19 protein-coding genes and 6 pseudogenes are annotated in these 26,079 nt (G+C 69.2%); 16 read left to right on the top strand and 9 right to left on the bottom strand.

The genetic code is table 11. The annotated features are described in order from the left end of the window. Positions 1 to 9 precede the first annotated feature (9 nt). Entirely contained in the window at positions 10 to 204 is a 195-nt protein-coding gene (locus ACGFQC_RS17810) for a hypothetical protein (RefSeq protein ID WP_393288345.1), read from the top strand. A 459-nt stretch (positions 205 to 663) separates the two neighbouring features. Next, positions 664 to 906 (top strand): annotated as a pseudogene (locus tag ACGFQC_RS17805) (IS1380 family transposase); the annotation flags it as partial. Positions 907 to 1,150: 244 nt separating this feature from the next. On the opposite strand, the gene ACGFQC_RS17800 reads toward ACGFQC_RS17805, so the two are convergent. Next, complete coding sequence (locus tag ACGFQC_RS17800; RefSeq protein ID WP_363091563.1) at positions 1,151 to 2,836, bottom strand: ribonuclease J; 1,686 nt, start codon at positions 2,834 to 2,836, stop codon at positions 1,151 to 1,153. Positions 2,837 to 3,409: 573 nt separating this feature from the next. Here ACGFQC_RS17800 and map point away from each other — a divergent pair. Beyond that, a complete protein-coding gene (gene map / locus ACGFQC_RS17795) occupies positions 3,410 to 4,192 on the top strand; it encodes a type I methionyl aminopeptidase (protein ID WP_363091564.1) in 783 nt (260 codons plus the stop codon). 623 nt (positions 4,193 to 4,815) lie between these two features. On the opposite strand, the gene ACGFQC_RS17790 is transcribed toward map, so the two are convergent. After that, on the bottom strand, positions 4,816 to 6,174 hold the full coding sequence (locus tag ACGFQC_RS17790) for a ricin-type beta-trefoil lectin domain protein (RefSeq protein WP_363091565.1): 1,359 nt from the start codon (positions 6,172 to 6,174) through the stop codon (positions 4,816 to 4,818). Positions 6,175 to 7,032: 858 nt separating this feature from the next. On the opposite strand from ACGFQC_RS17790, the gene ACGFQC_RS17785 reads away from it, so the two are divergent. From ACGFQC_RS17785 to ACGFQC_RS17775, 3 genes and pseudogenes are all read left to right on the top strand, one after another. After that, on the top strand, positions 7,033 to 7,272 hold the full coding sequence (locus ACGFQC_RS17785) for a hypothetical protein (RefSeq protein WP_363091566.1): 240 nt from the start codon (positions 7,033 to 7,035) through the stop codon (positions 7,270 to 7,272). A gap of 594 nt (positions 7,273 to 7,866) precedes the next feature. Then, positions 7,867 to 8,001 (top strand): annotated as a pseudogene (locus ACGFQC_RS17780) (IS5/IS1182 family transposase); the annotation flags it as partial. 413 nt (positions 8,002 to 8,414) lie between these two features. Beyond that, positions 8,415 to 8,606, top strand: a complete 192-nt coding sequence (locus ACGFQC_RS17775; RefSeq protein ID WP_363091567.1) for a hypothetical protein — start codon at positions 8,415 to 8,417, stop codon at positions 8,604 to 8,606. Positions 8,607 to 8,810: 204 nt separating this feature from the next. On the opposite strand, the gene ACGFQC_RS17770 is transcribed toward ACGFQC_RS17775, so the two are convergent. Continuing rightward, positions 8,811 to 9,416 (bottom strand): lytic polysaccharide monooxygenase, encoded by a 606-nt coding sequence (locus ACGFQC_RS17770; RefSeq protein WP_363091660.1) that lies wholly within the window; start codon positions 9,414 to 9,416, stop codon positions 8,811 to 8,813. Positions 9,417 to 10,003: 587 nt separating this feature from the next. On the opposite strand from ACGFQC_RS17770, the pseudogene ACGFQC_RS17765 reads away from it, so the two are divergent. Further along, a pseudogene (locus ACGFQC_RS17765) lies at positions 10,004 to 11,234 on the top strand (IS110 family transposase). Between the two features lie 24 nt (positions 11,235 to 11,258). Here the strand turns inward: ACGFQC_RS17765 and ACGFQC_RS17760 are convergent. After that, a pseudogene (locus ACGFQC_RS17760) lies at positions 11,259 to 11,714 on the bottom strand (transposase); the annotation flags it as partial. A gap of 809 nt (positions 11,715 to 12,523) precedes the next feature. Between ACGFQC_RS17760 and ACGFQC_RS17755 the strand changes: the two are divergent. From ACGFQC_RS17755 to ACGFQC_RS17740, 4 genes are read left to right on the top strand one after another with little or no spacing between them, the layout of a single operon-like run. Next, positions 12,524 to 13,579, top strand: coding sequence for a pectate lyase (locus ACGFQC_RS17755; protein WP_363091568.1), 1,056 nt, complete (start codon positions 12,524 to 12,526; stop codon positions 13,577 to 13,579). Positions 13,580 to 13,594: 15 nt separating this feature from the next. After that, positions 13,595 to 14,617 (top strand): right-handed parallel beta-helix repeat-containing protein, encoded by a 1,023-nt coding sequence (locus tag ACGFQC_RS17750; RefSeq protein WP_363091569.1) that lies wholly within the window; start codon positions 13,595 to 13,597, stop codon positions 14,615 to 14,617. A gap of 10 nt (positions 14,618 to 14,627) precedes the next feature. Further along, positions 14,628 to 15,653, top strand: a complete 1,026-nt coding sequence (locus ACGFQC_RS17745) for a right-handed parallel beta-helix repeat-containing protein (RefSeq protein ID WP_363091570.1) — start codon at positions 14,628 to 14,630, stop codon at positions 15,651 to 15,653. A gap of 51 nt (positions 15,654 to 15,704) precedes the next feature. Next, complete coding sequence (locus ACGFQC_RS17740; RefSeq protein WP_363091571.1) at positions 15,705 to 16,691, top strand: pectate lyase; 987 nt, start codon at positions 15,705 to 15,707, stop codon at positions 16,689 to 16,691. Positions 16,692 to 16,812: 121 nt separating this feature from the next. Here ACGFQC_RS17740 and ACGFQC_RS17735 read toward each other — a convergent pair whose 3' ends face one another. The 5 genes and pseudogenes from ACGFQC_RS17735 to ACGFQC_RS17715 form a co-directional block, all read right to left on the bottom strand. Continuing rightward, positions 16,813 to 17,205, bottom strand: a complete 393-nt coding sequence (locus tag ACGFQC_RS17735) for a hypothetical protein (protein ID WP_363091572.1) — start codon at positions 17,203 to 17,205, stop codon at positions 16,813 to 16,815. Beyond that, positions 17,202 to 17,885: an NUDIX domain-containing protein gene (locus tag ACGFQC_RS17730; RefSeq protein WP_363091573.1), complete on the bottom strand. Its 684-nt coding sequence runs from the start codon at positions 17,883 to 17,885 to the stop codon at positions 17,202 to 17,204. Before ACGFQC_RS17730 ends, ACGFQC_RS17735 begins: the two co-directional genes overlap by 4 nt. Positions 17,886 to 17,947: 62 nt before the next feature. Next, positions 17,948 to 18,148, bottom strand: a pseudogene (locus ACGFQC_RS17725) (NUDIX domain-containing protein); the annotation flags it as partial. A gap of 469 nt (positions 18,149 to 18,617) precedes the next feature. Beyond that, a pseudogene (locus ACGFQC_RS17720) lies at positions 18,618 to 20,548 on the bottom strand (ATP-binding cassette domain-containing protein). A 702-nt stretch (positions 20,549 to 21,250) separates the two neighbouring features. Continuing rightward, entirely contained in the window at positions 21,251 to 21,574 is a 324-nt protein-coding gene (locus ACGFQC_RS17715; protein ID WP_363091574.1) for a hypothetical protein, read from the bottom strand. Positions 21,575 to 21,918: 344 nt separating this feature from the next. On the opposite strand from ACGFQC_RS17715, the gene ACGFQC_RS17710 reads away from it, so the two are divergent. The 5 genes from ACGFQC_RS17710 (at position 21,919) to ACGFQC_RS17690 (ending at position 25,912) form a co-directional block, all read left to right on the top strand. Then, the gene (locus ACGFQC_RS17710; protein ID WP_363091575.1) at positions 21,919 to 22,203 is read left to right on the top strand and encodes a GlsB/YeaQ/YmgE family stress response membrane protein; all 285 of its coding nucleotides are present in this window, start codon (positions 21,919 to 21,921) and stop codon (positions 22,201 to 22,203) included. An 857-nt stretch (positions 22,204 to 23,060) separates the two neighbouring features. Next, entirely contained in the window at positions 23,061 to 23,264 is a 204-nt protein-coding gene (locus ACGFQC_RS17705) for a cold-shock protein (protein WP_023586116.1), read from the top strand. 344 nt (positions 23,265 to 23,608) lie between these two features. After that, positions 23,609 to 25,102, top strand: a complete 1,494-nt coding sequence (locus ACGFQC_RS17700) for a DEAD/DEAH box helicase (RefSeq protein ID WP_363091576.1) — start codon at positions 23,609 to 23,611, stop codon at positions 25,100 to 25,102. Positions 25,103 to 25,148: 46 nt separating this feature from the next. Continuing rightward, positions 25,149 to 25,553: a CBS domain-containing protein gene (locus ACGFQC_RS17695; RefSeq protein ID WP_393288341.1), complete on the top strand. Its 405-nt coding sequence runs from the start codon at positions 25,149 to 25,151 to the stop codon at positions 25,551 to 25,553. A gap of 50 nt (positions 25,554 to 25,603) precedes the next feature. Continuing rightward, complete coding sequence (locus ACGFQC_RS17690; protein ID WP_363091578.1) at positions 25,604 to 25,912, top strand: SCO5918 family protein; 309 nt, start codon at positions 25,604 to 25,606, stop codon at positions 25,910 to 25,912. Positions 25,913 to 26,079 lie beyond the last annotated feature (167 nt).

Genomic DNA, 26,079 nt, shown 5'->3' with positions numbered 1-26,079 from the left:
ACCGCCTGCATGAAGCTGTTCGCCGACCACGGCGCCGACGTTGCCGCGCGCGTGGCCCGCCGCATGGTCGTGGCCTCGCACCGCGAAGGCGGCCAGGCCCAGTTCGCGGAGCGTCCGGTGGGCAAGGTGCCGTCCGACGGTCCGATTCCGGGAAACGACGGGCGTCAGCCCCTCGACCCATGCCGGCGCCAGTTCCGCCGCTGACCGGCGCCGCCGAACGCCGCAGGCCCTTACCGCTGCGGCGCCCACGGGGTCGGACGTGCCGCCCGTGCAGGTCGGGTACGGGGCCGAGGGCGGATCCGGCCGCGAACGCGGAGGTGTCGCCACAGCGCACCTGATGGTTGCGACCACGGATTCCGCGAGGGTCATCTTCGTCGGGACTTCGTGACGAGGCACCTCGATCGATCCGGCAGCCCTGGAGTCCGGCAGCCCTGGAGTCCCGCACAGCCGCCAGGACCTGCTCGAGGCTGCAGGCCGCCGTCCCCGCCCGCCGTCCCCCGTTCCTGCCCGGTACAGCCCTGTGATCTGCCGGTACCGGCAGAGGCCACCTGTCCCATGGCTCATGACACGCGCCAGGTCAGCGCTCCACAGCAGGCCGAGCCGTCGGGGCGACGCAAGCAGCCGCCCTCCGGACGGGCGTGGACCTCACCGGACCGGGAAACGGCAGGCTCGAACACGGCTGCCGACCGTGTCGTCACCGCCCAACTGGCCTTGACCCAGTTGCCGAAGGGGTGACGACGAGGGCGGCGGGCGCTCATCCGGACGGACTTTGCCGACGGCACCCACGGCCTCGCGTCCTGGCTCGCCGAGCGAGACCGACGGCTGCCCTGCTCTGCCGGCACGGTGATCACCGACACAGTCCACCAGCATCTCCTGAAGATCCCCGCCTCGGCCCGGACGCCGGCTGCAGGGGCTTTCGACCCCTGCAGCCGGCACTGCGGTTCTTGTTCCGTCCGCCACCTGGTGAGGATCCTGGTCGCGGGCCCGTTCGGAGTGGGCAGGACGACCCTGACCGACTCCGTGTCCGAAATTCAACCGCTGCGCCCGAAGCCGGTGCCTGGAACGCCGCTCCCCGCAGGTGTGGACGCAGGCGCGAAACCGTCCCTTGCGGCCGGCGGGCCAGGACAGGAGCGGGGAAGGGGGCTGCCGGTCAGGCGTCGATGATGACGGGGATGATGAGAGGCCTGCGGTGGTGGGTACGGAAGGCCCAGTTCGCCACGGCACGTGCGATGAGCTGTTCCAGCTGGTGTGCGTCGCCGACGCCTTCCTGGGCTGCGGTCGCCAGGGTCTTCTCGATGACGGGGACGACCGGTTCGAAGGTGGTGTCGTCGTGGACGAACCCTCGGGCCAGGAAGTCGGGAGTCTCGGCAAGGGCGCCCGTGTCGGCATCGACGATGGCCACCACGGTGACCACGCCTTCCTCCGCGAGGGTGATGCGGTCCTTCAGGGACGCCTCGGTGGCGCCGCCGACCTCCATGCCGTCCACGTAGATGTTGCCCGCGGGCACCTTGCCGGTGATCGACGCACGCCCGTCCACGAGGTCGACGACGACGCCGTCCTCGGCGATGACCACCCGCTCGGGATCGACCCCCGTACGGATGGCCAGGTCGGCGTTGGCCTGCAGGTGGCGCCATTCGCCGTGCACGGGCATGACATTGCGGGGCCTGACGATGTTGTAGCAGTACACGAGTTCACCGGCGCTGGCGTGCCCGGAGACGTGCACCTTGGCGTTGCCCTTGTGGACGACGTGGGCGCCCCATCGGGTCAGTCCGTTGATCACCCGGTAGATGGCGTTCTCGTTGCCGGGGATCAGGGAACTGGCCAGCAGGACGGTGTCCCCCTTGCCGATGCGGATCACATGGTCGCGGTTGGCCATCCGGGACAGAGCCGCCATGGGCTCGCCCTGGGATCCCGTGCACACCAGGGTGATCTTGTGGTCGGGGAGCTTCTCCAGTTCCTTGGTGCTCACGACCAGGCCTCTGGGAACCTTCAGGTATCCGAGGTCGCGGGCGATGCCCATGTTGCGGACCATGGAACGGCCCACGAAGGCGACCTTGCGGCCGTGCTGGTGGGCGGCGTCCAGGACCTGCTGGATGCGGTGCACATGGCTGGCGAAACTGGAGACGATCACCCGGCGCGGGGCGGTCCGCATCACTTGCTCGATCGCCGGGTTCAGGTCGCGCTCGGAGGTGGTGAAGCCGGGGACCTCGGCATTGGTGGAGTCGGTGAGGAAGAGATCGACGCCTTCCTCACCGAGGCGGGCGAAGGCGCGCAAGTCGGTGATGCGGTCGTCCAGCGGGAACTGGTCCATCTTGAAGTCACCGGTGTGCAGCACCAGCCCGGCACCGGTGCGGATCGCGACCGCGAGACTGTCAGGGATGGAGTGGTTGACCGCCACGAATTCGCAGTCGAAGGGGCCGAAGCCGCGCCGGTCGCCCTCCCGTACCCGCACCGCGCGCGGCCGGATTCCGTGCTCCTTGAGTTTGGCCTCCAGGAACGCCAGTGTCAGCTTCGAGCCCACGACAGGGATGTCGGAGCGCTCTCGCAGCAGGTACGGCACGCCACCGATGTGGTCCTCGTGGCCGTGGGTGAGCACGACGGCCACGATGTCGTCCAGGCGATCACGGATCGAGGTGAAGTCCGGCAGGATCACGTCCACGCCGGGCTGGGTCTCTTCGGGGAACAGCACGCCGCAGTCGACGATGAGCAGCTTGCCGGCGTGCTCGAAGACGGTCATGTTGCGGCCGATCTCACCCAGACCGCCGAGGGCGACGACCCTCAGCCCTCCTTCGGCCAGGGGAGGGGCAGCTTTCAGTTCGGGATGCGGATGACTCATATTCCGACGTTACCGGAGAGTCCGCCAAGGTGATCCACTGAGCCGTTTGCAACCTCATGCTGACGCGTGGTGTAGGACGAGGACGGTCTTCACGACGCAGGTGATGCGGATGCTACTGCAGCGGGGTTTCCGCAGCAGCCGCCGGCCCTTCAAGGTGGCCACGGCCGGCTCGCCGAGGAGTGGGCTCCGCGCCGGCACTCGTACATCTCCTCGTACCGGTCCGGGGTGTTCTTCTTGAACTCGCGGTGCGGTGGTGTCACCACCTGCCAGCCGGTTCGGGCGCCCAGTTCCTGACAGCCGGCCTCGGTGAGGGTTTCGGCCGCGGGTCCGTCGGTCAGGAGCTCGGCCGGCCCTGACGGCCTGTCTCGATCTTTCGGAGGGTCTCCGGTGAGGCACGTGCGGCAAGCGCGGTATCGGGCATCGGGCGTTCTCCCCTTGCCCGATGGGGGAAGGCGCCGAGGCGCTGTCCGCGTTCGATCTCTGCGGGAGCGAGCGGCAGCCCGGCCATGACCACGACCCCTGTACCGGTATAGTAATGACGGTATAGTTATTGGCTGCGGAGAGAGACGCCCCATGATCGAGATCTTGAACCCCGCCCTGCTGGCCCGAGCCAGAGACACAGGCGCCCTCGTCGCCGACATCCTGCAGACGCTGAAGAGTCGCACCACGACCGGCACGAACCTTCTGGACATCGACCGGTGGGCCAAGGCCATGATCGTCGAGGCGGGGGCTACGTCCTGTTACGTCGACTACGAGCCGTCCTTCGGACGCGGCCCGTTCGGCCACTACATCTGCACGGCCGTCAACGACGCCGTGCTCCACGGACGGCCGTACGACCGCACGCTTTCCGACGGCGATCTGCTGACGCTCGACCTCGCCGTCTCCCGAGGCGGAGTCGCGGCGGACGCCGCCGTCAGCTTCATCGTGGGCGACGCGAAGCCCCCGGAGAGCGTCGCGATGATCAGCGCAACCGAACGCGCGCTGGCCGCAGGGATCGCCGCTGCCGGGCCCGGGGCTCGTATCGGCGACATCTCCCATGCCATCGGCACGGTGCTCAGCGAGGCGGGGTATCCGATCAACACCGAGTTCGGAGGCCACGGCATCGGATCGACGATGCACCAGGACCCGCACGTTTCGAACACCGGACGGCCCGGCCGTGGATACAGACTGCGTCCTGGACTGCTGCTGGCACTGGAGCCGTGGGTCATGGCGGACACCGCCCAGCTCGTCACGGACGCCGACGGGTGGACGCTCCGAAGCGCGACGGGCTGCCGGACAGCACACAGCGAGCACACGATCGCCATCACCGACGAGGGAGCCGAAATCCTCACTTTGCCGAAGCAGACGCATCCGTGAGGTCGCAGCCCCTGTTGTTCCTCTTGCGAGCACCATGCGGGGCATGTGAGTGGTTCAGGGTCCGTCCTCGAACGGGTCTTGCCCGAAGCAGGAACGACGCGGGACGAGCCGCTTCTGCAGCGGCCAGGACCATGAGGTGATGCTGTGCGGCATCCACACCCATGAGCCGTGTCCGGCGCCGCACTACGAGGTCGACCCGCCGACCCGCCGTCCCGCTGCCGGCGCCGGGGGCGGCCTTGCGGAGCCGGTCCGCGGTGGCGGGTGCGTACGGCAGCGGGCGTCCTACGCCCTGCCCGTGCGCGGGTGGCCGCTCCACCATCGTGACACCGTCCCGGCATCTGGCCGGGCACGGGGGGGGGATGGACCGGCGGAGAGTGCTGGGTACCACGGTGGTCGTACGGCCGGTGACAGTGTGGGTCACCGAGGGCCCGGTGGCGTCGGAGGCTGATCTCGCCGCGGCCCGCGCCCTGTTCGCCGCCGGCGCCCACGACCGGCTCCACCGACTGCTGCCGCTGTTCCTGGACGGTGCCGAGCGCGGCGTCCGGTCGGGCCCGGCCGGTGCCGCCCGGGTGGGCGGACCGGCCCGGCGCCCGCCTTCGGCGTGCCCGACGCGACGGGTTCGGTCAGGACCGCGTGAAGATCCACTCGTGGTTGTTCTGGCCTTCCGGGGCGCAGGGCCAGACGATCAGGTCGCGCGTCTGGTCGTCGGGTCCGTAGGAGTCCAGGCACTGGTTGTTACTGGCGGCGTTGCGTATCCAGAACGTTCCGTCGGACTGCTTGTCCAGCCACCACAGCTGGTTGTCGTTCGTGGTGCCATTGCAGGGAAACTCCGTGACCTTGGTGGCCCCTCCGACGCCTTGGTAGCCGGGCAGGTCCAAGCACATGCTGTCCATGACGTTGCGTATCTGGAAGAGCGGTACCCCGCCGGGGCCGGCCTTGTCGTAACGCTTCTCGACGTTCCACAGCTGGTTGTCGTCCGTGTTGCTGTTGCAGGTGGCATGCGTCACCGGCCCGTCCGGCCGGCCGCTGGTGAAGCCGGGGACATCGACGCAGGTGCGGTTGGTGTTGTTCTTGATCAGTACTCTGGTCAGGACGTGCGGCAGATTGCTCGGCGCCTTCTTCACGACGGCCTTCGTTCTCCGGCTCGGCGAAGGGCTGGACTCAGCGGCGGGCGCGGCGGGCGCGGCGGGCGCGGCGGACACGGCGGGCTTGTCCGCAGTCGGTGTCGCGGACGCCTTCCTCTTCGCGTCCTTCTCCTCCCTCTCGGTCTGCGCGGGGGAGGGCGACTGGGTGGCGAAGACGCCGACCGGATCTTTGACCGTGTCCAGGACGGTGTCGGAGCCCGCGGTGTCGGCCACCGTCTCCTCCTCGTTCCTGTCGTTCGCCGTGATCAGCAGCGGCACAGCGATCAGGAGCGCTCCCACCACGGCGGCAGCGGCGAGCACGGGCTTACGGGGGCGGCCGGCCCCGCTCCGGCTGGAGCCGGTCGCGCCACCGTCATCCACGGCGGTCGCGACGGTCCTGCGCTGCCCCTTGACCGCTGCGGCGGACAGGCCCTGCGCGCCGTTCGCCTTGTTGGCGCCCACGCCCTCGGTGCCGGCGGCAGCGTCCTTCTCGCCCTCGCCGGCGTCCACATCACCGCTCGCGGCCTGAGCGGCCGTCGCCTCGGCGCTGTCGGTGCCCTGAGGCTTTTCTCCGGGGGATGCTTCCTCGGTGTCATCTGCGGTACCCGTCCGCCCCGTGGCCGCAGCACCGGCGTCCCGTCCGACCGTGGAACTGGTGGGCAGGGTCCCTTCGCCAGGGTCGGCCCCCGTCTCCGCTCCGGTCACCGCAGTCCTTCCCGCACCGGCGCCTTCTGGCGCTGAGGCAGCAGAGGGCTTCCCGGCGCCGCTGAGGGGCACCTTGACTGCCTCGGCGTCGGGCGTCGTGGCCGCCCGTTCGGTGGCAGTGGGCTCGCTGGACGCCTGCTGCTGGTCAGACATGTACTTTCCATACCTTTCTTCTCGGGCTTGGCCGGAAGTGCGCGTGGATCGCCGGGCAGTCGCCGGGCGTCGGCGGCACCTGTGAAGAGGGGAAGATGCCCTTCTTCACAGGCGATCGAGCAACGCGCTGACCGGGACGGCGCTTTCCGGGCGGGGTGGGCCTGGCCGGCCTGTGTGAAGGGGAATCACGGCTGGGGCAAGCTTAGTTGATGGTGCATGAGGTCATGTCGCCGCCGTCACGCGTCAGGAGGCGGCTCACCGGACGGAACCGCTCAGCCCTACGGACCCTGCTCGGCCAGGGGCGCTGTCACGTTTGCGGCGGTATCCCTCTCGCGCCCGTGCCGCGGTCGGGGGAGTCCCAGGAGGCACCTACGGACCCTGCTCGGCCAGGGGCGCTGTCACGTTTGCGGCGGTATCCCTCTCGCGCCCGTGCCGCGGTCGGGGGAGTCCCAGGAGGCACACCATGGACAACAGGCAGAGCGGAGGCCTCTGCCAAGTCCTTGATCCGCCCAAGGTGGCGTCCGTCCGTTCGAAATGAGCCCCAGGAAGGGGCCGTGCGCGGGAGGGGCGTCATGAGCGGCGCGGAATCGATCGACAGCACGTGGAAGCTGACAGGCAACCAGGGCGGACGACTTGCAGGCCGATGGTGGAAGTGGGCCCTGTCCGCCCCGAACGGCCTCAGCCCGGTCCGGGACGTGACAGGCGAGCACTCCGCCTGGAATCAGCCGAACGGCCTCTGGTTCCTCGCCGGCACCTATGGTGGACGCGTGGCGCGGCGCTGCGCGATCCCCTCGACCCGGCCGATCTTCTTTCCCGTCCTCAACAGGCAGCACACCAGGGCGCACTCGAAGGTTCCCCTTGCCCCTGTCCCTGTCCCTGACCGTGGCGGAGGCCACGGCCTCGCTCAACGGCATTCCGTTGACCTTGCAGAAGTTCTCCGCACCGTTCAGAACGGGACTGACCCGCCGCTTCGCCTGGGGAATCCGGGGCGGCGTCACGCCGCTGGCCCTCGGCCGGTACGTCCTGGAGATCAAGGCCGAGTCCACGGGCGGTTTCTGGGTCGACACCACGTACCACCTGGAGGCGAAGGCGCTCTGATCCGGGTCCCGTGTCCGCCGCCGCGCCGGGCAAGCCCGCGAACACCCGCACTGTGAAACCCGCCTTCGTCCAGGGGCGCCGCAGCCGCAGCCGCAGCCGCAGCCGCTGCCGCAGCCGCAGCCGCAGCCGCAGCCGCTGCCGCTGCCGACGCCGCGACGTGGCCGAGGGCGCACCGTGCCACGCCACGATGCGCACAGCAGCACTGGTCCGCATCCGGAACGCGTCCAGGACGTCCGGCGAGAGCCGGCCGAACCGTGGCCGCTTCCCAGGTCACCCCGCTTCGGCCGGAGCGACGGTGGGGCACAGCAGTCGCCTTCGCCGTGCCCCACCAGCCCTCGTCGTGGGCGGAAGGAGAACCGTCAGTGCCCGACGGCCTGGCATGGATCGCTGATGCCTGGCACAGCGCGAACCTGAATGCCGCCGACCTGTACATCACCTGCGCCCGCGGCCTCAGCCCGCAACAACTGGCCCAACGCATGGCCGGCCACGGGCCTGTCGAGGTCGGCTCTGCCCTCCCCCTCCAGGAGGCGTCCCGCATGGTCGACCTCACGCAGATCTACTGCGTCGGCCGCATCGGTCAAAGCGGCGAATGGCCGTTCCCGCGTCGAGCACACCTTCGCCCGCATGAAGAGCTGGAAGAACCTGCGCGACTGCCGCCTCGGAGGCGAAGGCGTCCACCACGCCATGCTCGGCATCGCCCGCCTGCACAACTTCACCCTCACCGGATGACAGGTAAACGACCAGGCCAACCAGCGTGCCTCAAAGCACAGTGACGGCATCGACGCCCTGCTCCACGGGCGCAACCCCGACGGAGGGCTTTCCTTCGCCGCTGGCCAAGCCCTCTTCCTGCCCGCCGGCGCCGTCCTGGCCCTGACCCGCTGCGCCCTGCCCGAGCACCGGGAACCGCTGCCGCGCGTCGGTGATTACCTGGCCGCGCACCAGAACCCCGACGGCAGCTGGGCCTTCACCGACCGTGTCACCCAGGGCGACACCGAAAGCACCGGCGCACCCCTCGAAGCCCTGAAGGCATCGCCCCCACCCGCTATGCCCCCCTCGTCGCGGCCGCGAGTACACTGGCCGCCCTGGCAGGCGAGGACGGCGGTTTTCCCACCCACCTGCGCGGCGAGCCCTCCGAGGCCGTCATGACCGCCAACGCTCTCCCCGCCCTCGCCCTCGCCCTCGCCCTCGCCCTCGCCCTCGCCCCCGACCGCTACCACTCCTCCTGCACCGCGGTGCGCTCTACCTGCTCGACGTCCAGCACACCGACGCCACCTTTGAACGCAGCTGGAGCCTGGCCGCGACCTACGGGATGCGCCGCGCCACCGTGGCCCTGACCTGCCTGCCGCCCGCGGGCAGACGGTGGGGGGTCGGCTGCCGTGCGACTGCCGCGCGATCGGGTGTGTTCACACCAGGAGCGCAGGGAGCCCTGTCGGGGCAGGGTGATCAAAGGGGTCCCCTGCCCCGACGGAGCTCGGTCGGCCGGGCGGCGCGTCACCGGCGCCCGGCCGAGGCCGGTGCCGTGTGCGGCGCTCTCCGGCTCAGCCGAAGTTCACGTCGCTGCACCACATGTAGGCCTGGTCGAGGTGCGAGGCCTGCCAGATCACGAACAGGACGTGGTGTCCGGTGTAGCCGGAGGTGTTGACGTTGAAACTGATGTCCTGCGCCGGTGCGAAGCGGCCGGTCTGCGTGATGAAGTCGAGGTTGCCCCAGCCCAGGGTCTGGGTCTTGGGGTTGAAGCCCTGCTTGCTCACGTAGACCCTGAAGTAGTCGGCACCGTGGGACGCCTGGTCGTACAGCTGGACCGTGAAGTTGTTGCTGACGTTGGTCGTCTTCCACTGCCCGGGCTTGTCCAGGCTGGCGTTCCTCGAGAGGTTGTTGCTGCAGAGCGTCCCATCGGGGGTCCGCGCCTGGAACTGGCCACCGAGGCCGTCGCGGAGCGCGCTCATCCAGTTCCACATGGTGTCGGGGTTGGCCTGGAACGCCTGATAACACATGGGGTCTTCGGTCTGCATGGCCGGGCTCGTGTGGTTGCTGCCCCACGTCTTCCAGCACTGGTACGCGCGGGAAGCGGGGTTGACGATGGTGCCGTGAGCCTGGGCGGGGGCCGACCAGGTCAGCGCGCCGACAACCACGGCGAACACCATGACGAGCGCTTGGAGAGGCCGGCGGAGGGACAACCGCGAAGGCCCGGTCAACGGACTCTGTTTGCGCATGTGGGGGACTCCTTCCAGTTGCAAGACTGTGATGGGAGCGCTCCCAACGGTATGTCTTCTGAGTGAAATGTCAATGAAACAAACGCAGTTGGTTACAGGGGTGGGCTGTGGGCGGGGAACCTGCCGTGAGCCGGGAGTCCGAATTGTTCTCGGGGCCGGAAAGCGTGAACCGCTCCGGGTTCGGCAGGGCTCGATCGCGTCGGCGGGGAGGACCGGCTCGTCACTGACGCCGCAGCCGTGCCCAGCGAAGCACCCCCGCGTCGACGGGGAGGGCGCTGGGGGCAGTGCTGAGCTTGTCCTACCTTCCAAGCGTGGGTCCTACCTTCCAAGCGTGGGTCTGAGCTGGCCATTCGTAAGATCGGCGGACCCGGGGGTTCTGGGTGTGGCTGTGAGCTTGTCGCCGTTGGATGGCTCAAAGAACTTGGCCGCCCGGAGCCCCGCGACGACTCGACCGCTAATTGGGATACGCGATTCGATCGCTGTGTAGGACAACGTCGGCGAGGTCGTCTGCGGGATCGATGTGTGACGACGAGCTGGCGGAGGTGACCGTGCCCCAGATCTGGGCCGGAGTGGACATCGGCAAGGAACACCACCACTGCGTGGTGGTCGACGAGCAAGGCGAACGCCCCCTTTCACGCCGGGTCTTCAACGACGAACCCGCCCTGCTGGAGCTCATCGCAGACGTACTGACACTCTCCGAGGACGCCATGTGGGCGGTGGACATCAACCACGGCGGTGCCGCCTTGCTCATCGGCCTCCTGCTCAGCCACGAGCAGCCGATGGTCTACATCACCGGCCTGGCCGTGCACCAGGCGTCGGCCGCCTACCGCGGTCAGGGCAAGACGGATGAAAAGGATGCGTTCGTCATCGCCGACCAGGCCCGCATGCGTCGGGACCTCGGTCTCCTGCGGCCTGGCGACGAGATAGCCGTCGATCTGCGCACCTTGACCGCCCGCCGCCTCGACCTGGTCAACGACCGCACGCGTCAGGCCAACCGGCTGAGGGCCCAACTGCTGGAGTTCTTCCCCGCGTTGGAGCTGGCGTTGAACCTCAGCAAACCTCAGCAAGAAGGGTCCGGTCATGCTACTGACCGGCTACCAGACGCCGGCCGCGATCCGCCGCAGCGGGGCCAGGCGCATTGGAACCTGGCTGAAGAACCGCAAGGTGAAGAACGCCGCCGCGCTCGCCGAAACAGCTGTCGAGGCGGCCAGGGCCCAGCACGCCGCACTGCCGGGAGAGACCCTCGCGGCCGCAATGGTCGCTCGCATCGCCAAGGGCGTGCAGGCCCTCGACGAGGAGATCGCTGAACTCGACGCGCTCATCGAAGCCCAGTTCAACGAACACCGACACGCGACGGTGGTCCGGAGCCTGCCCGGCATGGGCACCCTCCTCGGCGCCGAGTTCATCGCCGCCACCGGTGGCGACCTCGAAGCTTTCGGCACGGCTGACCGCCTGGCGTCCTTCGCCGGTCTCTCACCAGTGCCGCGGGACTCTGGCCGCGTCAGCGGCAACATGCGTCGCCCGCGCCGCTACCACCGCGGTCCGCTCCGGGCCTTCTACCTCTCCGCAATGGCCAGCCTGAGAACCTGCTCCGCCTCCCAGGCTTACTACGGGCGCAAGCGGAACGAGGGCAAGGGACACAAGCAGGCAGTGCTCGCTCTGGCCCGTCGACGAGCCAACGTCTTGTGGGCCATGCTCCGAGACGGAGAGTGCTACGAGGTTCTACCAGCCGATACGGCGGCAGCTTGACATCGTCATTGGGAAGTTCTTTATCTACCAAGATCTTCTGGGTTTGCCGATGGCCTTGAGGGTCTCGGGGCGTTCGACGGTCTTGCCGACGTCGTAGCGGGGTGCCCGGTGTTTGTTCTTGGTGCCGGGTGGCCGTCCGGGGCCGGCGCCTCGGGGTTTGGGGACACGGGTCGGGCAGGCGAGATGCGCGCGGATCTTCCTGAACCCCCCGGCGACCCGGGCCGGGGTGAACCGGTCGGAGGTGGTGGGTTTCTCCCAGGGGCGGCGGAGGCCCGCGGCGAGGGGCCGGGTGAGCCGGAGCTGGGTGTGGGCGACGATCAGGAGCCAGGTCCAGCGGTCCGCGGCGTCGGGAGTGCGAAGTTTCGGCGTGGCCCAGCCCAGGGCCTGCTTCGCGAAGCGGAAGGTGTGCTCCAGATCGAAGCGGCGGAGAAATGCCTGCCAGAAGCGGTTCACGTCGTCCGGGGTGGCGCCGGTCTTGGAGCCGCGCCGAGACGACCGTCCGCTTCGCCATCTGGGAGCAGATCACCGACATCGCCGGCCTGCCCACCGCGCCGTGAGCACACAGCCGGAACTCGACTCCACCACGCCCCGGCACACCGCCAGACACCCCCACACCCAACAACGTGACAACGCCCGTTCCAGGGCGGAGGCCGTCCGCCGCACCGGGGCGGTGTCGTCGTGGCCGAGGTTGCCGCCCGGCTCGCAGCAGGGTTTGGCGTCTCCGCCGCCACCGCTGGCTGTTGCGTGAGCGAGACGGTCAATCTCCTCACCGGGTGCGCTCCGAACCCGCGCGAGTCGCCCCCGGAAGGGGTTCGTCATCCTCGACGGCGTTTTGACCACCGCCGACCGCATCGCGGCGGACGAGCCGTACCACTCGATGAAGCACCGCAGTCAAGGGACGAACGCGCAGGTCGTGGCCGCTCCGGACGGGACACCGCTGTGGTTCTCGCGAGCGCTGCTCGGCCGCAGGCATGACCTGAGCCGCTACTTCCGGACCGAGCGCCGCCACTGGAACAACGAACGACTGATCCAAACGAACCCCCTGGCCGGGCCCTCCATGGCGCCGGCCTCCGCCCCGGGGGACGCCCACTCCAGCAGGCATCTGTTTGCTTTTGTTGAGAACGTGCGCTTTCGCACATGTGCACGCCTGTTGACGCGCTCAGGACGAGGGCTTTACTTTTCACAGAAAGCGCTTGCTTCCAAGCGAGCCGCCATCCGCTCAGTACAGCCCTCCGATAGGCACCCTCTTCGGCATGCTCGAAAGACGGTACAGAAAGGGCTATCCTGTCATGCGATTATTCAGACGCCGTACGTCTCGAGCCGGACTGATCGCCGCCGTACTGGTCGCCACCACCCTCACCACCTCGCCGGTCGGCTCCTCCGCCGCGGCCCTTTCAGCCCCTCCGTCCCTCTCTGCCTCTGCCGAGACCGCCGACGGCTTCGCCTCCGTCAGTGCCCTGGGACAGAACGGCACCACCGGTGGCACGGGCGGCTCGGTTGTCACGGCTGCCACCGCGGCGCAGCTCCTCGACTACATCTCGCGCCCCAAACCCCTGATCGTTCAGGTCAGCGGCACGATCATGCTGCCCATCGGCTCCAGCGACGGTATGCACCCGGTCGCCTCGGACAAGACCATCATCGGTCTGGGCAGCACCGCCCGCCTGACCGGCGGGGGTCTGCACATCGGCCTTCCGGTGAGCGGTGGTGTCATCTCGCCACCCGCCGGGGCAGTGCACAACATCATCATCCGCAACCTGTCGTTCGACGGAGCCACGGACGACCTGATCAACATCCAGATGTTCTCGCACCACATCTGGATCGACCACAACGACTTCTCCAACGGTGACGACGGCGCCGTGGACATCAAACGCGGCTCGGACTTCGTCACCGTCTCCTGGAACCGCTTCCACGACCACGACAAGACCCTGCTGCTCGGGCACGACGACGACAACGCCGCCCAGGACCGCGGACGGCTGCGCGTCACCTACCACCACAACTACTTCGACGCCTCCGACCAGCGCAATCCGCGAGTACGGTTCGCCGAACCGGTGCATGTCTACAACAACTACTACCGCGACAACAGTTACGGCGTCGCGTCCGCCATGGACGCCGGAGTGGTGCTGGAAGGCAACTACTTCCACAGCGTCAACAACCCCGCCCGTGTGGACTTCAGCGGCGACCTCGGCCGCCTGGTCGAACGCGACAACATCCTCGTCGAGTGCAACCACCCCATCGAGAAACGGGGTTCGGTCGTCGAGCCGCGCACGTATTACGCCTACACCCTGCACCGGGCGGCCGAGGTCCCGACCGTCGTCCCGGCCGGGGCCGGCGCCGGGAAGATCTGAGGGACGGAGACGACGATGAGGAACTTCCCCTCCATCACCCGCCGCGGCCTGCTCGCGGGAACCGCCGCCGTCGCGGCCTCCGCCGCTCTGCCGGCCACCGGCGGGAACGGCCACCCGTGGGCCACCGCGCCCGCCTCCGTACGACGGACGCGAGCCGCCGTGGCGGCGCAGACCGCCGACGGCTTCGCGAGCGTCCCTGCGCTGGGTCTGTCCGGCACTACCGGCGGAGCCGGCGGACCGGTGGTCACCGTCACCGACGCCGACACGTTCCTGGACTACTGCGACCGCAACGAGCCCTACGTCATCCAGGTCTCGGGGACCCTGCGCATCAGCAGCAAGCAGGGCGTCCGCTCGAACAAGACCATCGTCGGGCTGGGCACCGACGCGGAGATCACCGGCGGCGGCCTGGACATGTACCGCAGACAGAACGTGATCATCCGAAACCTGCGGTTCACCGGCGCCGACGACGACTCCCTCAGCATCCAGCAGTCCTCGCACCACATCTGGATCGACCACTGCACCTTCAGCACGGGAGCGGACGGCCTGATCGACATCGTGCGCGGCGCCGACTACATCACCGTCTCCTGGAACCACTTCCACGACCACAGCAAGACCATGCTGATCGGCCACTCGGACGCCAACAGCGGCCAGGACCGGGGCAAGCTGCGAGTCAGCTTCCACCACAACTTCTTCGACGGCACGGCCCAGCGCCACCCACGCGTCCGCTTCGGCGAACCAGTCCACGTCTACAACAACTACTACCGGAACAACACCCTCTATGGCGTGGCGTCCACCGAGGACGCGGGTGTGCTGGTGGAGGGCAACTACTTCGAGGACGTCGCCCATCCGATCTACTCCGGCTACGACGAGAGCGGACCCGGTCGAGTGGTGGAACGGAACAACGTCTACGTGCGCTGCGGGAAACCCGAGACACTCGGCACCGTCGTCGAACCACGCACCTACTACGCGTACACCCTCGACGCCCCCGCAGACCTCCCCGCCGTCGTTCCCGCCGGTGCCGGTGCCGGCCGGACCTGAAGGAGAACCTGTGTCAGAAATTCCCCCGATCACCCGTCGCGGCCTGCTCGTGGGCACCACCGCCACCGCGGTCTCCGCCGCCCTGCCGGCCGTCGGCGCGGCACCGCTCGCCCGAGCCGACACCGCCCCGGGCCGGCTCGCCGCCGTGGCGGCACAGAGCGCCGACGGCTTCGCGAGTGTCAGCGCGCTCGGCCTGCCCGGCACCACGGGCGGCGCAGCCGGACCCACCGTGACGGTGACCACCGGTGCCCAGCTCGCCGACTACGTAGGTCGCAACTCCCCCTACACCGTCCTGGTGTCCGGCCGCATCGAGATCGACGGCATGATCACCGTGGTGGCCGACAAGTCGGTCCTCGGCGTCGGCTCAACCGCCGAGATCACCGGCGGTGGTCTCCAACTCGGCTCCACGACCAGGCCCGGCAACAACGTCATCATCCGCAACATCCGCTTCACCCACGCCTCCGACGACTCCGTCAGCGTCACCAACCGCGCCCACCACGTGTGGATCGACCACTGCGACTTCTCACAGGGGTACGACGGACTGCTCGACATCAAGCGGGAGTCGGACTTCGTCACCGTCTCCTGGAACCACTTCCACGATCACAGCAAGACGTGCCTGCTCGGCCACAACGACAGCTACACGGCCGACCGGGGCAAGCTGCGCGTGACGTACCACCACAACTTCTTCGACGGCACCGACCAGCGCCATCCACGTGTCCGGTTCGCCGAACCGGTGCACGTCTACAACAACCACTACCGGAACAACCGCCTCTACGGCGTCGCCTCGACCGAGGACGCGGGCGTGCTGGTGGAGGGCAACTACTTCGAGGACGTCGCCCACCCGATCTACTCCGGCTACGACGACAGCGGACCCGGCCGGGTGGTCGAGCGGAACAACCTCTACGTCAACTCCGGGGCGCCCCAGACGCTGGGCACCGTGATCGAACCGCGCACCTTCTACGCGTACACCCTCGACGCCCCGTCGACCGTCCCCACCACCGTCCCGGCCGGCGTCGGTGTCGGCAGGATCGCCTGAGAGCCCGGGAGGCACACGATGCACCGTAAAGGCACTCTCCTTCTCACGGCCATGGCCGCTCTGACCGCCACGGCCGCCGCCCCCTCACCCGCCCCGGCGGCCCCCGCCGTACTGGCGGAACCTGCGCCCGCCGGGTTCGCGAGCGTCAGCGCGTGGGGGCAGAACGGGACTACCGGCGGCGCGGGCGGTCCGACCGTCACGGTCTCCACCGCCGCGGACCTCATCGCCGCCGTCAAGGCCGAGGGCCCGAGGACCGTCCGCGTCAACGGCATGATCACGCTGCCCGCCGGAATGTACGACGTCAGCTCTGACAAGACGATCGTCGGTGTCGGCGCGAGTTCCGGCGTCTCCGGCGGCGGCCTGAACATCGGCCTCCCGGTGAGTGACAACGTCACCTCACCGCCCGCGAACGCCGTGCACAACGTCATCGTCCGCAACCTGACCTTCAAGAACGCCAGTGACGATTCCATCAACGTCCAGATGTTCTCGCACCACATCTGGATCGACCACAACGACCTGTCCGCCGGGTACGACGGGCTGCTCGACATCAAGCGGGGTTCCAGCTACATCACCGTCTCCTGGAACCACACCCATCACCACGCCAAGAACATGCTGCTGGGCCACTCCGACAAGAACGGCGCCCAGGACATCGGCCGACTGAAGGTGACCTACCACCACAACTGGTACGACCGCACCCCGCAACGCAATCCGCGCACCCGCTTCGGCGATCCGGTACACATCTACAACAACTACTTCCTCGACAACAGTGACACCGGCCCGGCCTGCAACGCGGACTCCGGCTGCTTCGTCGAGGGCAACTACTTCGACGACGTCGAAGAGCCCATGACCAACAGCTACTCGGGGCCGGAGGGCAACATCGTCGAACGGAACAACGTCTTCGTCGGCGACACCGGCGAACCGGTCACGGGCGGCAGTGTCGAGGACCCGGCGGACTACTACGACTACACCGTCGACGACCCGCAGACCGTCAAGGACGCCGTGATGCGCGGCGCAGGCCCGGGCACCATCGGTCTCTGAGCCGAGCTCCGCCCGTGCCTCGTCCCGTCGGGACGAGGCACGGGCGGACCCTCACACAGCCGTGTGAGGAGGGAAACCCTCCGTGTCGCACACTGAGCGCCCCAGTCGGCCACGTCGACGCTCAGCGTTGATTCCGTCCGGTATCCGGCCCGGCTCGGGCGGGTTGGCACAGCACGATCTCCGGCCCGACGGCCCGTTCGACTTCGCGCAGCAGTTGGGGGCTCGGTTGGGCGCGGGCGAGTTCCTCGGAGTACGTCTCCAAGCGCTGCTTCTGCAGGGCCGGCGGCCCGAAGCCCTCGACGAAGAGCAGCGCGACGCCGGTGGGCAGCAGCGACTGGGCGTGCAGCAACCGGGTGAGGACTCCTTGCCGGACATGCGCCCACGCTCCGGCAGCGTCGCGTTTGCGGTCATCGACGTTCACACCGTGCGTAGGGACGTCGACGAGATCTTCGCCGTAGTTCTGCACGGGGACTGCCGCCACCCGCCGGTCGGACATCAACACGATGCTGCTCATTCGTTCCCCCAGTCCCAGGTGCCGAAGTACGCTGCCTCGCCGGTGCGGCGGGCCTCCTCCACCGCGCTCAGGCGCGCGAAGTCACGGGCCGGCATCAGCGCCTTCCACTCGGCCAGAGGCAGGACGCGGACCTCGTCGTGCTCCTGCGGGTCGAGGGTGATGCCGCGGATCTGCGCCGCGGTGAGCCGGCCGCCGTCGAAGACCATCCCGACAGTGCTGTGGGGCCACTGGGTGCCGGGCAGCCCGTACACGGTGGCCAGCAGGCGGGGCGCGGCCTCGCCAAGGCCGGCGACCCAGCCACGGAGCGCGGCCACTTCGCGCTGGTGGAAGCGGTCGTTCTGGTGGACCTTGACGTACCAGGTGCCGCCCTCGACGCCGTGCGCTCGCCAGACGCGGCTTTCCTCCCTTGCCCAGGAGACGTCCGTCCAGCGGGTGATCCGGCCCACCGCCCGCTCGGCGAAGGCGTGCGCCGCGTCCTCCGGGACGGCGCCGTGACGGCCGTGGCCGGGGACCAGGAGCAGCCGGTCGACGGCCGGGTCGTAGGCGATCGGGTCGCCGGTCTCCTGGAAGTGCACGCCCATGCGTGCGCCGGCCCGGTAGGCGTCCAGCCCCGCCCGGCAGTACGCGACCGTCGGCGCCGGCAGCTTGTCGAATGAGGACCACCGCCAGGTGTGAGGCACTTGTCCGGTTCGCGGACCTCGGGGGTGCCCTTCCAGCGGTGGGCTCGGAACACCAGCTGCATCAAGGGCTGTCCGCCCGGGGTGTCCACGACGTGTACGACGTGCACGGGCTCCAGGTCCGCGGCGTCGATGATCAGACCCGCTTCCTCCCACGCCTCACGGATCAGGCACGCGGTCGCGGACTCCTGCTCACACCGTCCGGCCAGGTAGTGCCACAGGTTCCCGGTGTACGCCGAGTCGGGGTGGCGCAGACCCAGGAGCACTCGGCCGACGTCGTCCTCCAGATGGAGATGGACGCCGATGCCGTTCAGCACGGTCCGGCTTCCCCCGCCCCACGGGGGAGTGGTTACGGCCGGTGCGTTCTCGGCCGCGTGCCGGTGAATGAGGTCTCGCGTCGCAGGGCTCAGGCGCAGCCGGTCCAACCGGTCGGGGGTGAACCAGCGCAGCAGCACTCCCTCGTGCAGCCGGAGCCGGTCGGGGTCGCCGCGCCAGCGGCCCACGAAGGCCTGAACCGGGACTACTGAGCCCGTCGACGCTGGTGGCGTCCTCCGTCGCGTCAGCGGGCTTGTCCAGCGCGGCGAGCAGCTCGGCCAGGATGTCACGCTCGTCAGGGTGGCGGCCGAGGTAGGCCTCGACGGTCTTGCGGATCGAGGAGGAGCTGGGGGGCATGAGCGTCGTCTCACCTTCGACGTAGAGGGCTGCGGGCCGGGCTGTGGAGGTCGCGCTGGTGGGTCAGCTCGCCGTCTCGTGGTCGGGTGGCTGGATACTGCGGGGGCCGGGAAGCGTGTCGGCCGCGGGCGCGAGCCCGTACTGGGCGGCCTGGGCGGTGAACATGCCCTGGTACAGGCCGTCCTCGTGGGCCATCAGGTCCTCGTGGGTGCCGTCCTCGACGATGCGCCCCTGGTCGAGGACGTAGATGTGGTCGGCTTTCATGGTCGCGGCGAGCCGGTGGGTGATGAGCACGACCGCGTGCCCCTGCTCGGCCAGGGACCACAGCCCTTGGAACGAGGCGATTTCCGCATGCGGATCGAGGGCGCTGGTCGGCTCGTCGACCAGAAGGAACGGCGCCTGCCGGTACCGCGTCCGAGCGGTCCCCAGTTTCTGCCACTGTCCGCCCGAGAGCTGGACACCTCGCTCGTGGCCCTTGCACACGATCGAGTCCCAGCCGTGCGGAAGGCCCTCGATCAGGTCGAGCACGCCTGCATCCCCGGCGGCCTTGCGGACGCGGTCCATGTCCCGGGGACGGTCGCCGGCGCCGATGGCCACGTTCGCGGCCGCCGTCAGCTCCCGGCGCGGGAAGTCCTGCGCCAGCAACCCGACCGCGGCGAACACCTGGGCACGGTCCGCTTCGCGGAGCTCAACCGGTCGGCCCGCGTCTCCCTCCCACCACACGCTCCCCTCCGTGGGAAGGAGCAGCCCGGCCAGCACTTTCGTCAAGGTGGTCTTTCCCGAGCCGTTCGCACCCACCAGGGCTGTCACCTTCCCCCGGGGGATCCGCACGCTCACGCCCTTCAGGGCGGGGGAGTGCGCTCCCGGGTAGGTGAACGACACCGCCTCCGTCCGTACCTCCCGCACCTGCGTGGGCAGCGGCGTTCCGGTGAGCGGCATGGCGTTCTCACCCGCCACCTTGATGGCGTCCTCCGTGTCGGTGAGGTACAGCAGTTCCTCGTACAGCCGGTTGACCTGCTGCACCAGCGACGTGAGCCGCGCCGTCGAGGTGCGGATGGCGATCACCGCGGTCCCCCCGACGGCGAGCGGCAGACCACCGGTCGCCAGGAGCCACCACAGCACGCCGTGGCAGGCCAGCGACGCCACGCCGACGAGCGCTCCCGCGACCAGGTCTGTGAATGCCTGCGCCCGGGCCAGGCGTCGCTGCTCGGCCTCCGTCTGTCTCGCCATCTCCTCGTAGCTGGACAGCAGTTTCGTGCCGGCGGCGTGCACCCGGATCTCCCCGGCAGCGTGCGGGCGGGTCAGGTAGGCCAGCAGCGAGGCGATCGCCCGGCGGTGGTCGACCCAGTTCAGGCGGGAGAGTACTCGCGGCGCGCGGAGCGGACCGCGCCCCACCCCTTGGGCAGGGCGATCGCCAGCAGCATCGGCAAGAGCGCCCAGTGCAGCGCCGCGAGCACCACGGCGGCCGCCGCCATGCCGATGACCACGTTGCCCACGCCCACCGACAGCCGGAGCATGCTGCGGGCGGAGTCGGTGCCGAACTTCCCCGCCTCCAGGACCCGCTGGACCTCCGGCCGCTCGGTCGCCTCCACCTCCACACCGGTGACGGCTGTGTGCTACCGGGCGGAGACCGCCCGCTCCACCTGCGGCTCCAGCCTGCCGGACATGGCCGTCGACCACGCCGACAGCACCGCTGTCGCCGCCGCCGCGATCGCGAGCACCACCAGCGACGGCAGAGCCTCGCGAAGCTTGTCCGCGGTCGGACCGTCGGCGGACAACTGCGCGAGAACGCCGTTGACCGCCACCAGGCCCCACGCGGCCGTCACGCCCTGCCCGAGCTGGGCCGCTACGACCGCGGCGAGCGCCCGCCGGTCCGTCTGCCAGCCGGTGCGCAGCACCATGCCCACCATGCGGGGCAGCGCGGCTGCCATGTGTCCGAAGCCCAGCCGAGTCAGTGGGCCTTCGTGGCGGACGTAGGACTGGTCGTAGCGCAATCGACCCCCGTACAGCTCGCGTTCCGCGTCCGAGAGGTTGTCCGTGGCCGCGGCCTTCGGCGGGTTCTCGGTCTCGTCACTGCCTGGTTCGACTGGCGTCAACGTGTTCCCCCTCGTGGACGTGATGGCGGTGTCGGCGTGTCCAACGACGCCGCCGCGATTTCGAACACCTGTCTTTCGGTCGGGTTGTGCGCCCTGGTATCGAGCGGTTTTCTGAAGGTGGGCAGTGCACCGGCCCTTGCCGCGCAAGAGCGCGCGCCTGAGGGCGGGTTGGCCGAAACGCCGACGTTCGGACGGATCGCTGTACGCGCTCAGCGGGTATTCGCAACGGGTGCCTCGCCCTGCTTGCCTGAGCCCGCCGGCAGGCCCAGTCGAAGGGGGATGACCGCGTGGTTGCTCAGACCGTTCCTCCCGGGCCTCCTGGTGGTATTCGCAGGCGAGGACGTGGCTGGCGTGGGACATAGGGGGGACGAAGAGGTGGCCGGTGTGAAAGCCGTTGCCGCTGTGGCCGTATCGGGAGTGGGCGGTCTCGTCAGGGCGCAGGGGGCGGAAGGCGCCGGTGAGACCCGCGGCGGTGTCGGTCGGCGCATCACGCGGTCGGAGCGGAGCCGGCCGAGGATCTCGATGGGCAGTCCGGTCAGGAGACGAGCGATGCGCGGGCGTCGTATCCGGCATCGAGCACGGCCAGGACGTGCGGGTCGGTCAGACGGCGAAGGCGACGTAGGTGGCGAGGGTGATGCCGGAGAAGGTGATGAGCTGGCGGGGTTTGAGGCAGGTGAAGGCGACGTGCATCCCGATGCCGGTGACCACCGCGTACAGCCACGTCTGCTCGACGAGCAGCGCCGGTGGCAGGGCGATCTCCGCCGCGATGACGGTGGCTGCGACTGCGCGCCAGAGGTGGACGTCCCGGTCGGTGAGGTTGCCCGCGTGGCGGCTGACGAGGCCGGGGAGGCGTACTGGCGCCGGTGGGGCAGGTGCTCCTTGATCTGGCTGTGGGTCTTGCGTGGACGGGGACCGCGTCCGCACGCCGTTGGCATCCGAGGCATGGGCATGCGCGCATGGTCTCGTCCTGTGGGTTCCAGGAAGGAACCGGTATCCCGACACGAAGGTGCTCTTTCGCAAGGGGACAGCAGCTCGGAAGAGAACGCTGGAACTGCCGGGCGATCTCATTTGGCCGAGCAGGGTGACCACGCCGACCACGGCCGCGCCCACACCGGTCACCGTTCGCCGCCTGACGTCGCCGCCGCACCGACGGTGGGAGATGGTCTCAGGAGCCGGCACGGCCGGGTTCGGAGAGGATGTTTGTTCGGGCGTGATTGGTGCAGACGATGAGCTGACACAGCCTTTATGTGACGAAGTGGAGAGGTGTCATGGGCATCATCGCGTGGATCATCATCGGCCTGCTCGCCGGCGCCATCGCCAAGGCTTTGATGCCGGGCAAGGACCCGGGCGGCATCATCATCACCATGCTCATCGGCATCGTCGGCGGTCTGCTCGGCGGCTGGCTCGGCAAGGTCATCTTCGGTGTCGACTCCATCGACGGGTTCTTCGATCTCTCCACCTGGATCGCCGCGATCGCCGGCTCCGTCATCCTGCTCGCCCTGTACCGCCTCATCACCGGCAACCGGCATTCGCACCGTCACGCGACCCGCTGAAGGCACAACGCCTCCGGGCGCACATGGACGGCTTCTGTCCGCAGGACGGGAGCCGTCCATGTGTGTACAACCGGGCCACCCGTGGCCACCACCCGCCGGTTGCCGTCGTCCGGGGTCCACCGCGTCCTCCCACCGTTCTCACGGGCGCCTGTGAGGACGGGTGCATGATCGTGCTTCTCGTGAGCGGGCGACCGGCGTGTCGTGCGTCCCGGCTGATCTCGTTTCCCGGGTGAGCTCTTGCCTGGCCCAGGCCGGCTTTCAGGTGCTGGGCGACGAGGGCAGCGGGGTTTCGGGGCTGAGGGTGACCGAGGTGTCTGCGAGCGCTTCGGTCAGATGGACGGCCTCGGGCGGGTTCCCCGCGCTCGCCCGTGACCAGGCAGGCCGAGCAGCGAGCAGCGAGCAGCATGAGAGCGATCATGCAGACGGCAGTAGTTGGGACTGCTGGTCCGGCTCGGACACACCATGGTCATCTCCACGGTCTCGCGGCTGCGTTTTCTGGCGGCAGCGGCTTTTCTTCGGCCGTGGCGCAGCGTGCCGATCGGCCTCTCTTCCTGAGACGTTGGACTCCGGGTGAATCAATATCTGTTCCCGAGGGATCAGATATTAGGGGGCCGTGCAGCGGGAGTTTTTGCCGCGAAGGGCAGAGTGGAATTATCCAACGCACACGGGCCGCTCCGGCGTGCTACTGTCTATCTCGGTTGCAGTTGTGGTTCCCAAAACTTCAAGTGCCCTCGCCAGGTTTCTGTCGGGCGGGAGCACTTTTGTATTTCCGGTCATTTCCGGGTGGGGCAATCATCGCGGCGACACGGAGTCCGCGCAGTGCGGACGCCGATGCACTGCCCCAAAGGAGATATGACATGGCTGCTGGCACCGTGAAGTGGTTCAACGCGGAAAAGGGCTTCGGCTTCATCGAGCAGGACGGTGGCGGCGCCGACGTGTTCGCCCACTACTCGAACATCGCCGCGCAAGGCTTCCGTGAGCTGCTCGAGGGCCAGAAGGTGACCTTCGACATCGCGCAGGGCCAGAAGGGCCCGACGGCCGAGAACATCGTTCCGGCCTGACGCTCACGCGCAATCCGTAGCTGGGGCCCGCATCCCTCGGGGTGCGGGCCCCAGCTGCACGCGTATCCCGCCGCGTCTTTCACCTACGGGATGCCCCGGAGGAACCCGCAGCACCACCCCAAGCGGTTCCCCCTCGGGACGCAGACGCATCCTGAAGCGCTGCACCGCAGCCGACGCCCGGACCGCAAGGTCCCCATCGCGTCACCCATTTCAGCACCTGCGCCCCCGGATTTTTCCGCCGGCCAGATCTGCTTTCTTTTGCCACCGGTCCATACTGGTAATTCTCCGTGCCGTTCATCGCAGCGGGAATTCCTTGATATGTGCCACATCGAGGAAGGTTCCGCATGAACCGCACGTACACGAACGACCGCCCCGCACGCTCCCGTGACGGCCGCGCCGACGCCGGAAGGGGCGGCAGCGGCTACGGCTCGCAGGCACCGCGCCGTTCCGGCGGGCCTGCCCGTTTTGGCGGTCACGGCCGTCGGCCCGCCGCCGTGCAGGGTGAGTTCGCGCTGCCCAGGACGGTCACCCCCGCACTGCCGGCCGTCGAGGGCTTCGCCGATCTCGACATGCCCGAGCAGCTGCTGGCCGAACTCGGCAGGCAGGGGGTGACCGTACCGTTCCCGATCCAGGGCGCGACGCTGCCGAACTCCCTGGCGGGCCGTGACGTGCTGGGTCGCGGCCGCACCGGGTCCGGCAAGACCCTGGCCTTCGGCCTCGCCCTGCTCGCTCGCACCGCCGGACAGCGTGCCGAGCCCCGCCAGCCGCTGGGGCTGATCCTCGTACCCACGCGTGAGCTGGCACAGCAGGTGACCGACGCGCTGACCCCGTACGCCCGCTCCGTGCGGCTGCGGCTGGCCACCGTGGTGGGCGGCATGTCGATCGGCAGGCAGGCCGGCGCGCTGCGCGCCGGGGCCGAGGTCGTCGTCGCGACGCCGGGGCGGCTGAAGGACCTCATCGACCGCGGCGACTGCCGGCTGAACCAGGTGGGCATCACGGTGCTGGACGAGGCCGACCAGATGGCCGACATGGGTTTCATGCCGCAGGTCACCGCGCTGCTCGACCAGGTGCGCCCGGAGGGGCAGCGGATGCTGTTCTCCGCCACCCTGGACCGCAACGTCGACCTGCTGGTACGCCGCTACCTGACCGACCCCGTCGTGCACTCCGTCGACCCGTCGGCCGGGGCGGTCACGACGATGGAACACCACGTCCTGCACGTCCACGGCGCTGACAAGCACGCCACCACGACCGAGATCGCCGCCCGCGACGGCCGCGTGATCATGTTCCTGGACACCAAGCACGCCGTCGACCGGCTGACCCAGGACCTGCTCAACAGCGGGGTGCGTGCCGCCGCGCTGCACGGCGGCAAGTCGCAGCCGCAGCGCACCCGCACGTTGGCGCAGTTCAAGACGGGACACGTCACCGTGCTGGTGGCGACCAACGTCGCGGCGCGCGGCATCCACGTCGACAACCTCGACCTGGTCGTCAACGTCGACCCGCCGACCGACCACAAGGACTACCTCCACCGCGGCGGCCGTACCGCCCGCGCCGGCGAGTCCGGCAGCGTCGTCACCCTGGTCACGCCGAACCAGCGCCGAGGCATGGTCCGTCTGATGTCGGACGCCGGCATCAAGCCGCAGACCACCCAGATCCGCTCGGGTGACGAGGCCCTGAACCGGATCACCGGCGCCCAGGCCCCGTCCGGCATCCCGGTCGTCATCACCGCACCGGTGGTCGAACGCCCCAAGCGCGGCGCCACCTCCCGAGGCCGACGCCGCCCCGCCTCGGCGACCAGGCGCACCCCCGTACGCCAGACCGGCTTCGGCGCGGTGGCCTAGAACTTTCGTGATCAGGAAGCCGGTCCATCTCTGCAGGAGGCACCTTTTGACGCTGGTTCACATGCAGCCCCGCCCGGCGGACGCCGACCCCGCGCACAGGACGGCGGTGGAGGTCATGGACGCGGCCGGACCGCAGGTCTGTGACGACATGAGCGTCGAGGTGGCGCTGGCCGTCATGGCCGCCGCACGCACGGGCCGGCTGGTCGTCTGTGACCAGGACGGCCAGTGCACCGGCCTGGTCACCCAGACCGAACTCGCCGCCGTCCGTGACAGCTCCGACTACACGGACCGTGTCCGCCTGCGCGACATCCTCGGCGACCACGGCTCGTTCGCCTCACCCGTGACCACGATGGCCGAGGCCGAGCACGCGATGCGCACCCGTCGGCTCGGTGTCCTGCCGGTAGTCGACGAGCAAGGCAGCGCCCTGGGCATCCTCGCCCTCTCCCGCTGAAACACCTCGCCCCCGGTCGGATCGTTCTTCCCTTCTCCCTGTGAGGCCACATGCGCTGCGTCATCGCCCGCTTCCCCTTCGAGCTCACCAAGGGCGGCGTGCTGGAATCGATGAAGGGCATCAAGCCCGAACCGGCCACCGGCGAATCGGTGATCATCGGCCGCCGCCACTACCCCCTCAAGCAGGTCGGCCAGGTCATCACGCGCCAGGACCGCCGTGACTTCAGCGCCGCCGAAGTCCTGCGGGCCATGGCCCAGCTCGGCTTCACCTGCCGCGCCGTTCCCAAGCCAGCGCCCCTGGGCATTCCCAGCCCGATGCAGCACGCTTCCGCGATGCTCGGCACCCCCGTCACGGTCTGACCGGGTAAACAGGCACGAGCCGTCGCCTGACCAGCAGTGTGGGGGGGGCCCCGGCGCCGCGGGGGGGCCCCCCCCCCCCCGCGGGGCGGGGGGGGGGGGGGGCGGGGCCCGGTACGGGGGGCAAGCCAAAAAACGCCCGGAGGCGGGCGCGGGCTCTCACACGGGGC

The sequence above is a fragment of the Streptomyces sp. NPDC048734 genome, assembly GCF_043198675.1.
Taxonomy (GTDB): Bacteria; Actinomycetota; Actinomycetes; order Streptomycetales; family Streptomycetaceae; genus Streptomyces.
This window is presented reverse-complemented; position numbering and strand designations above follow the sequence as displayed.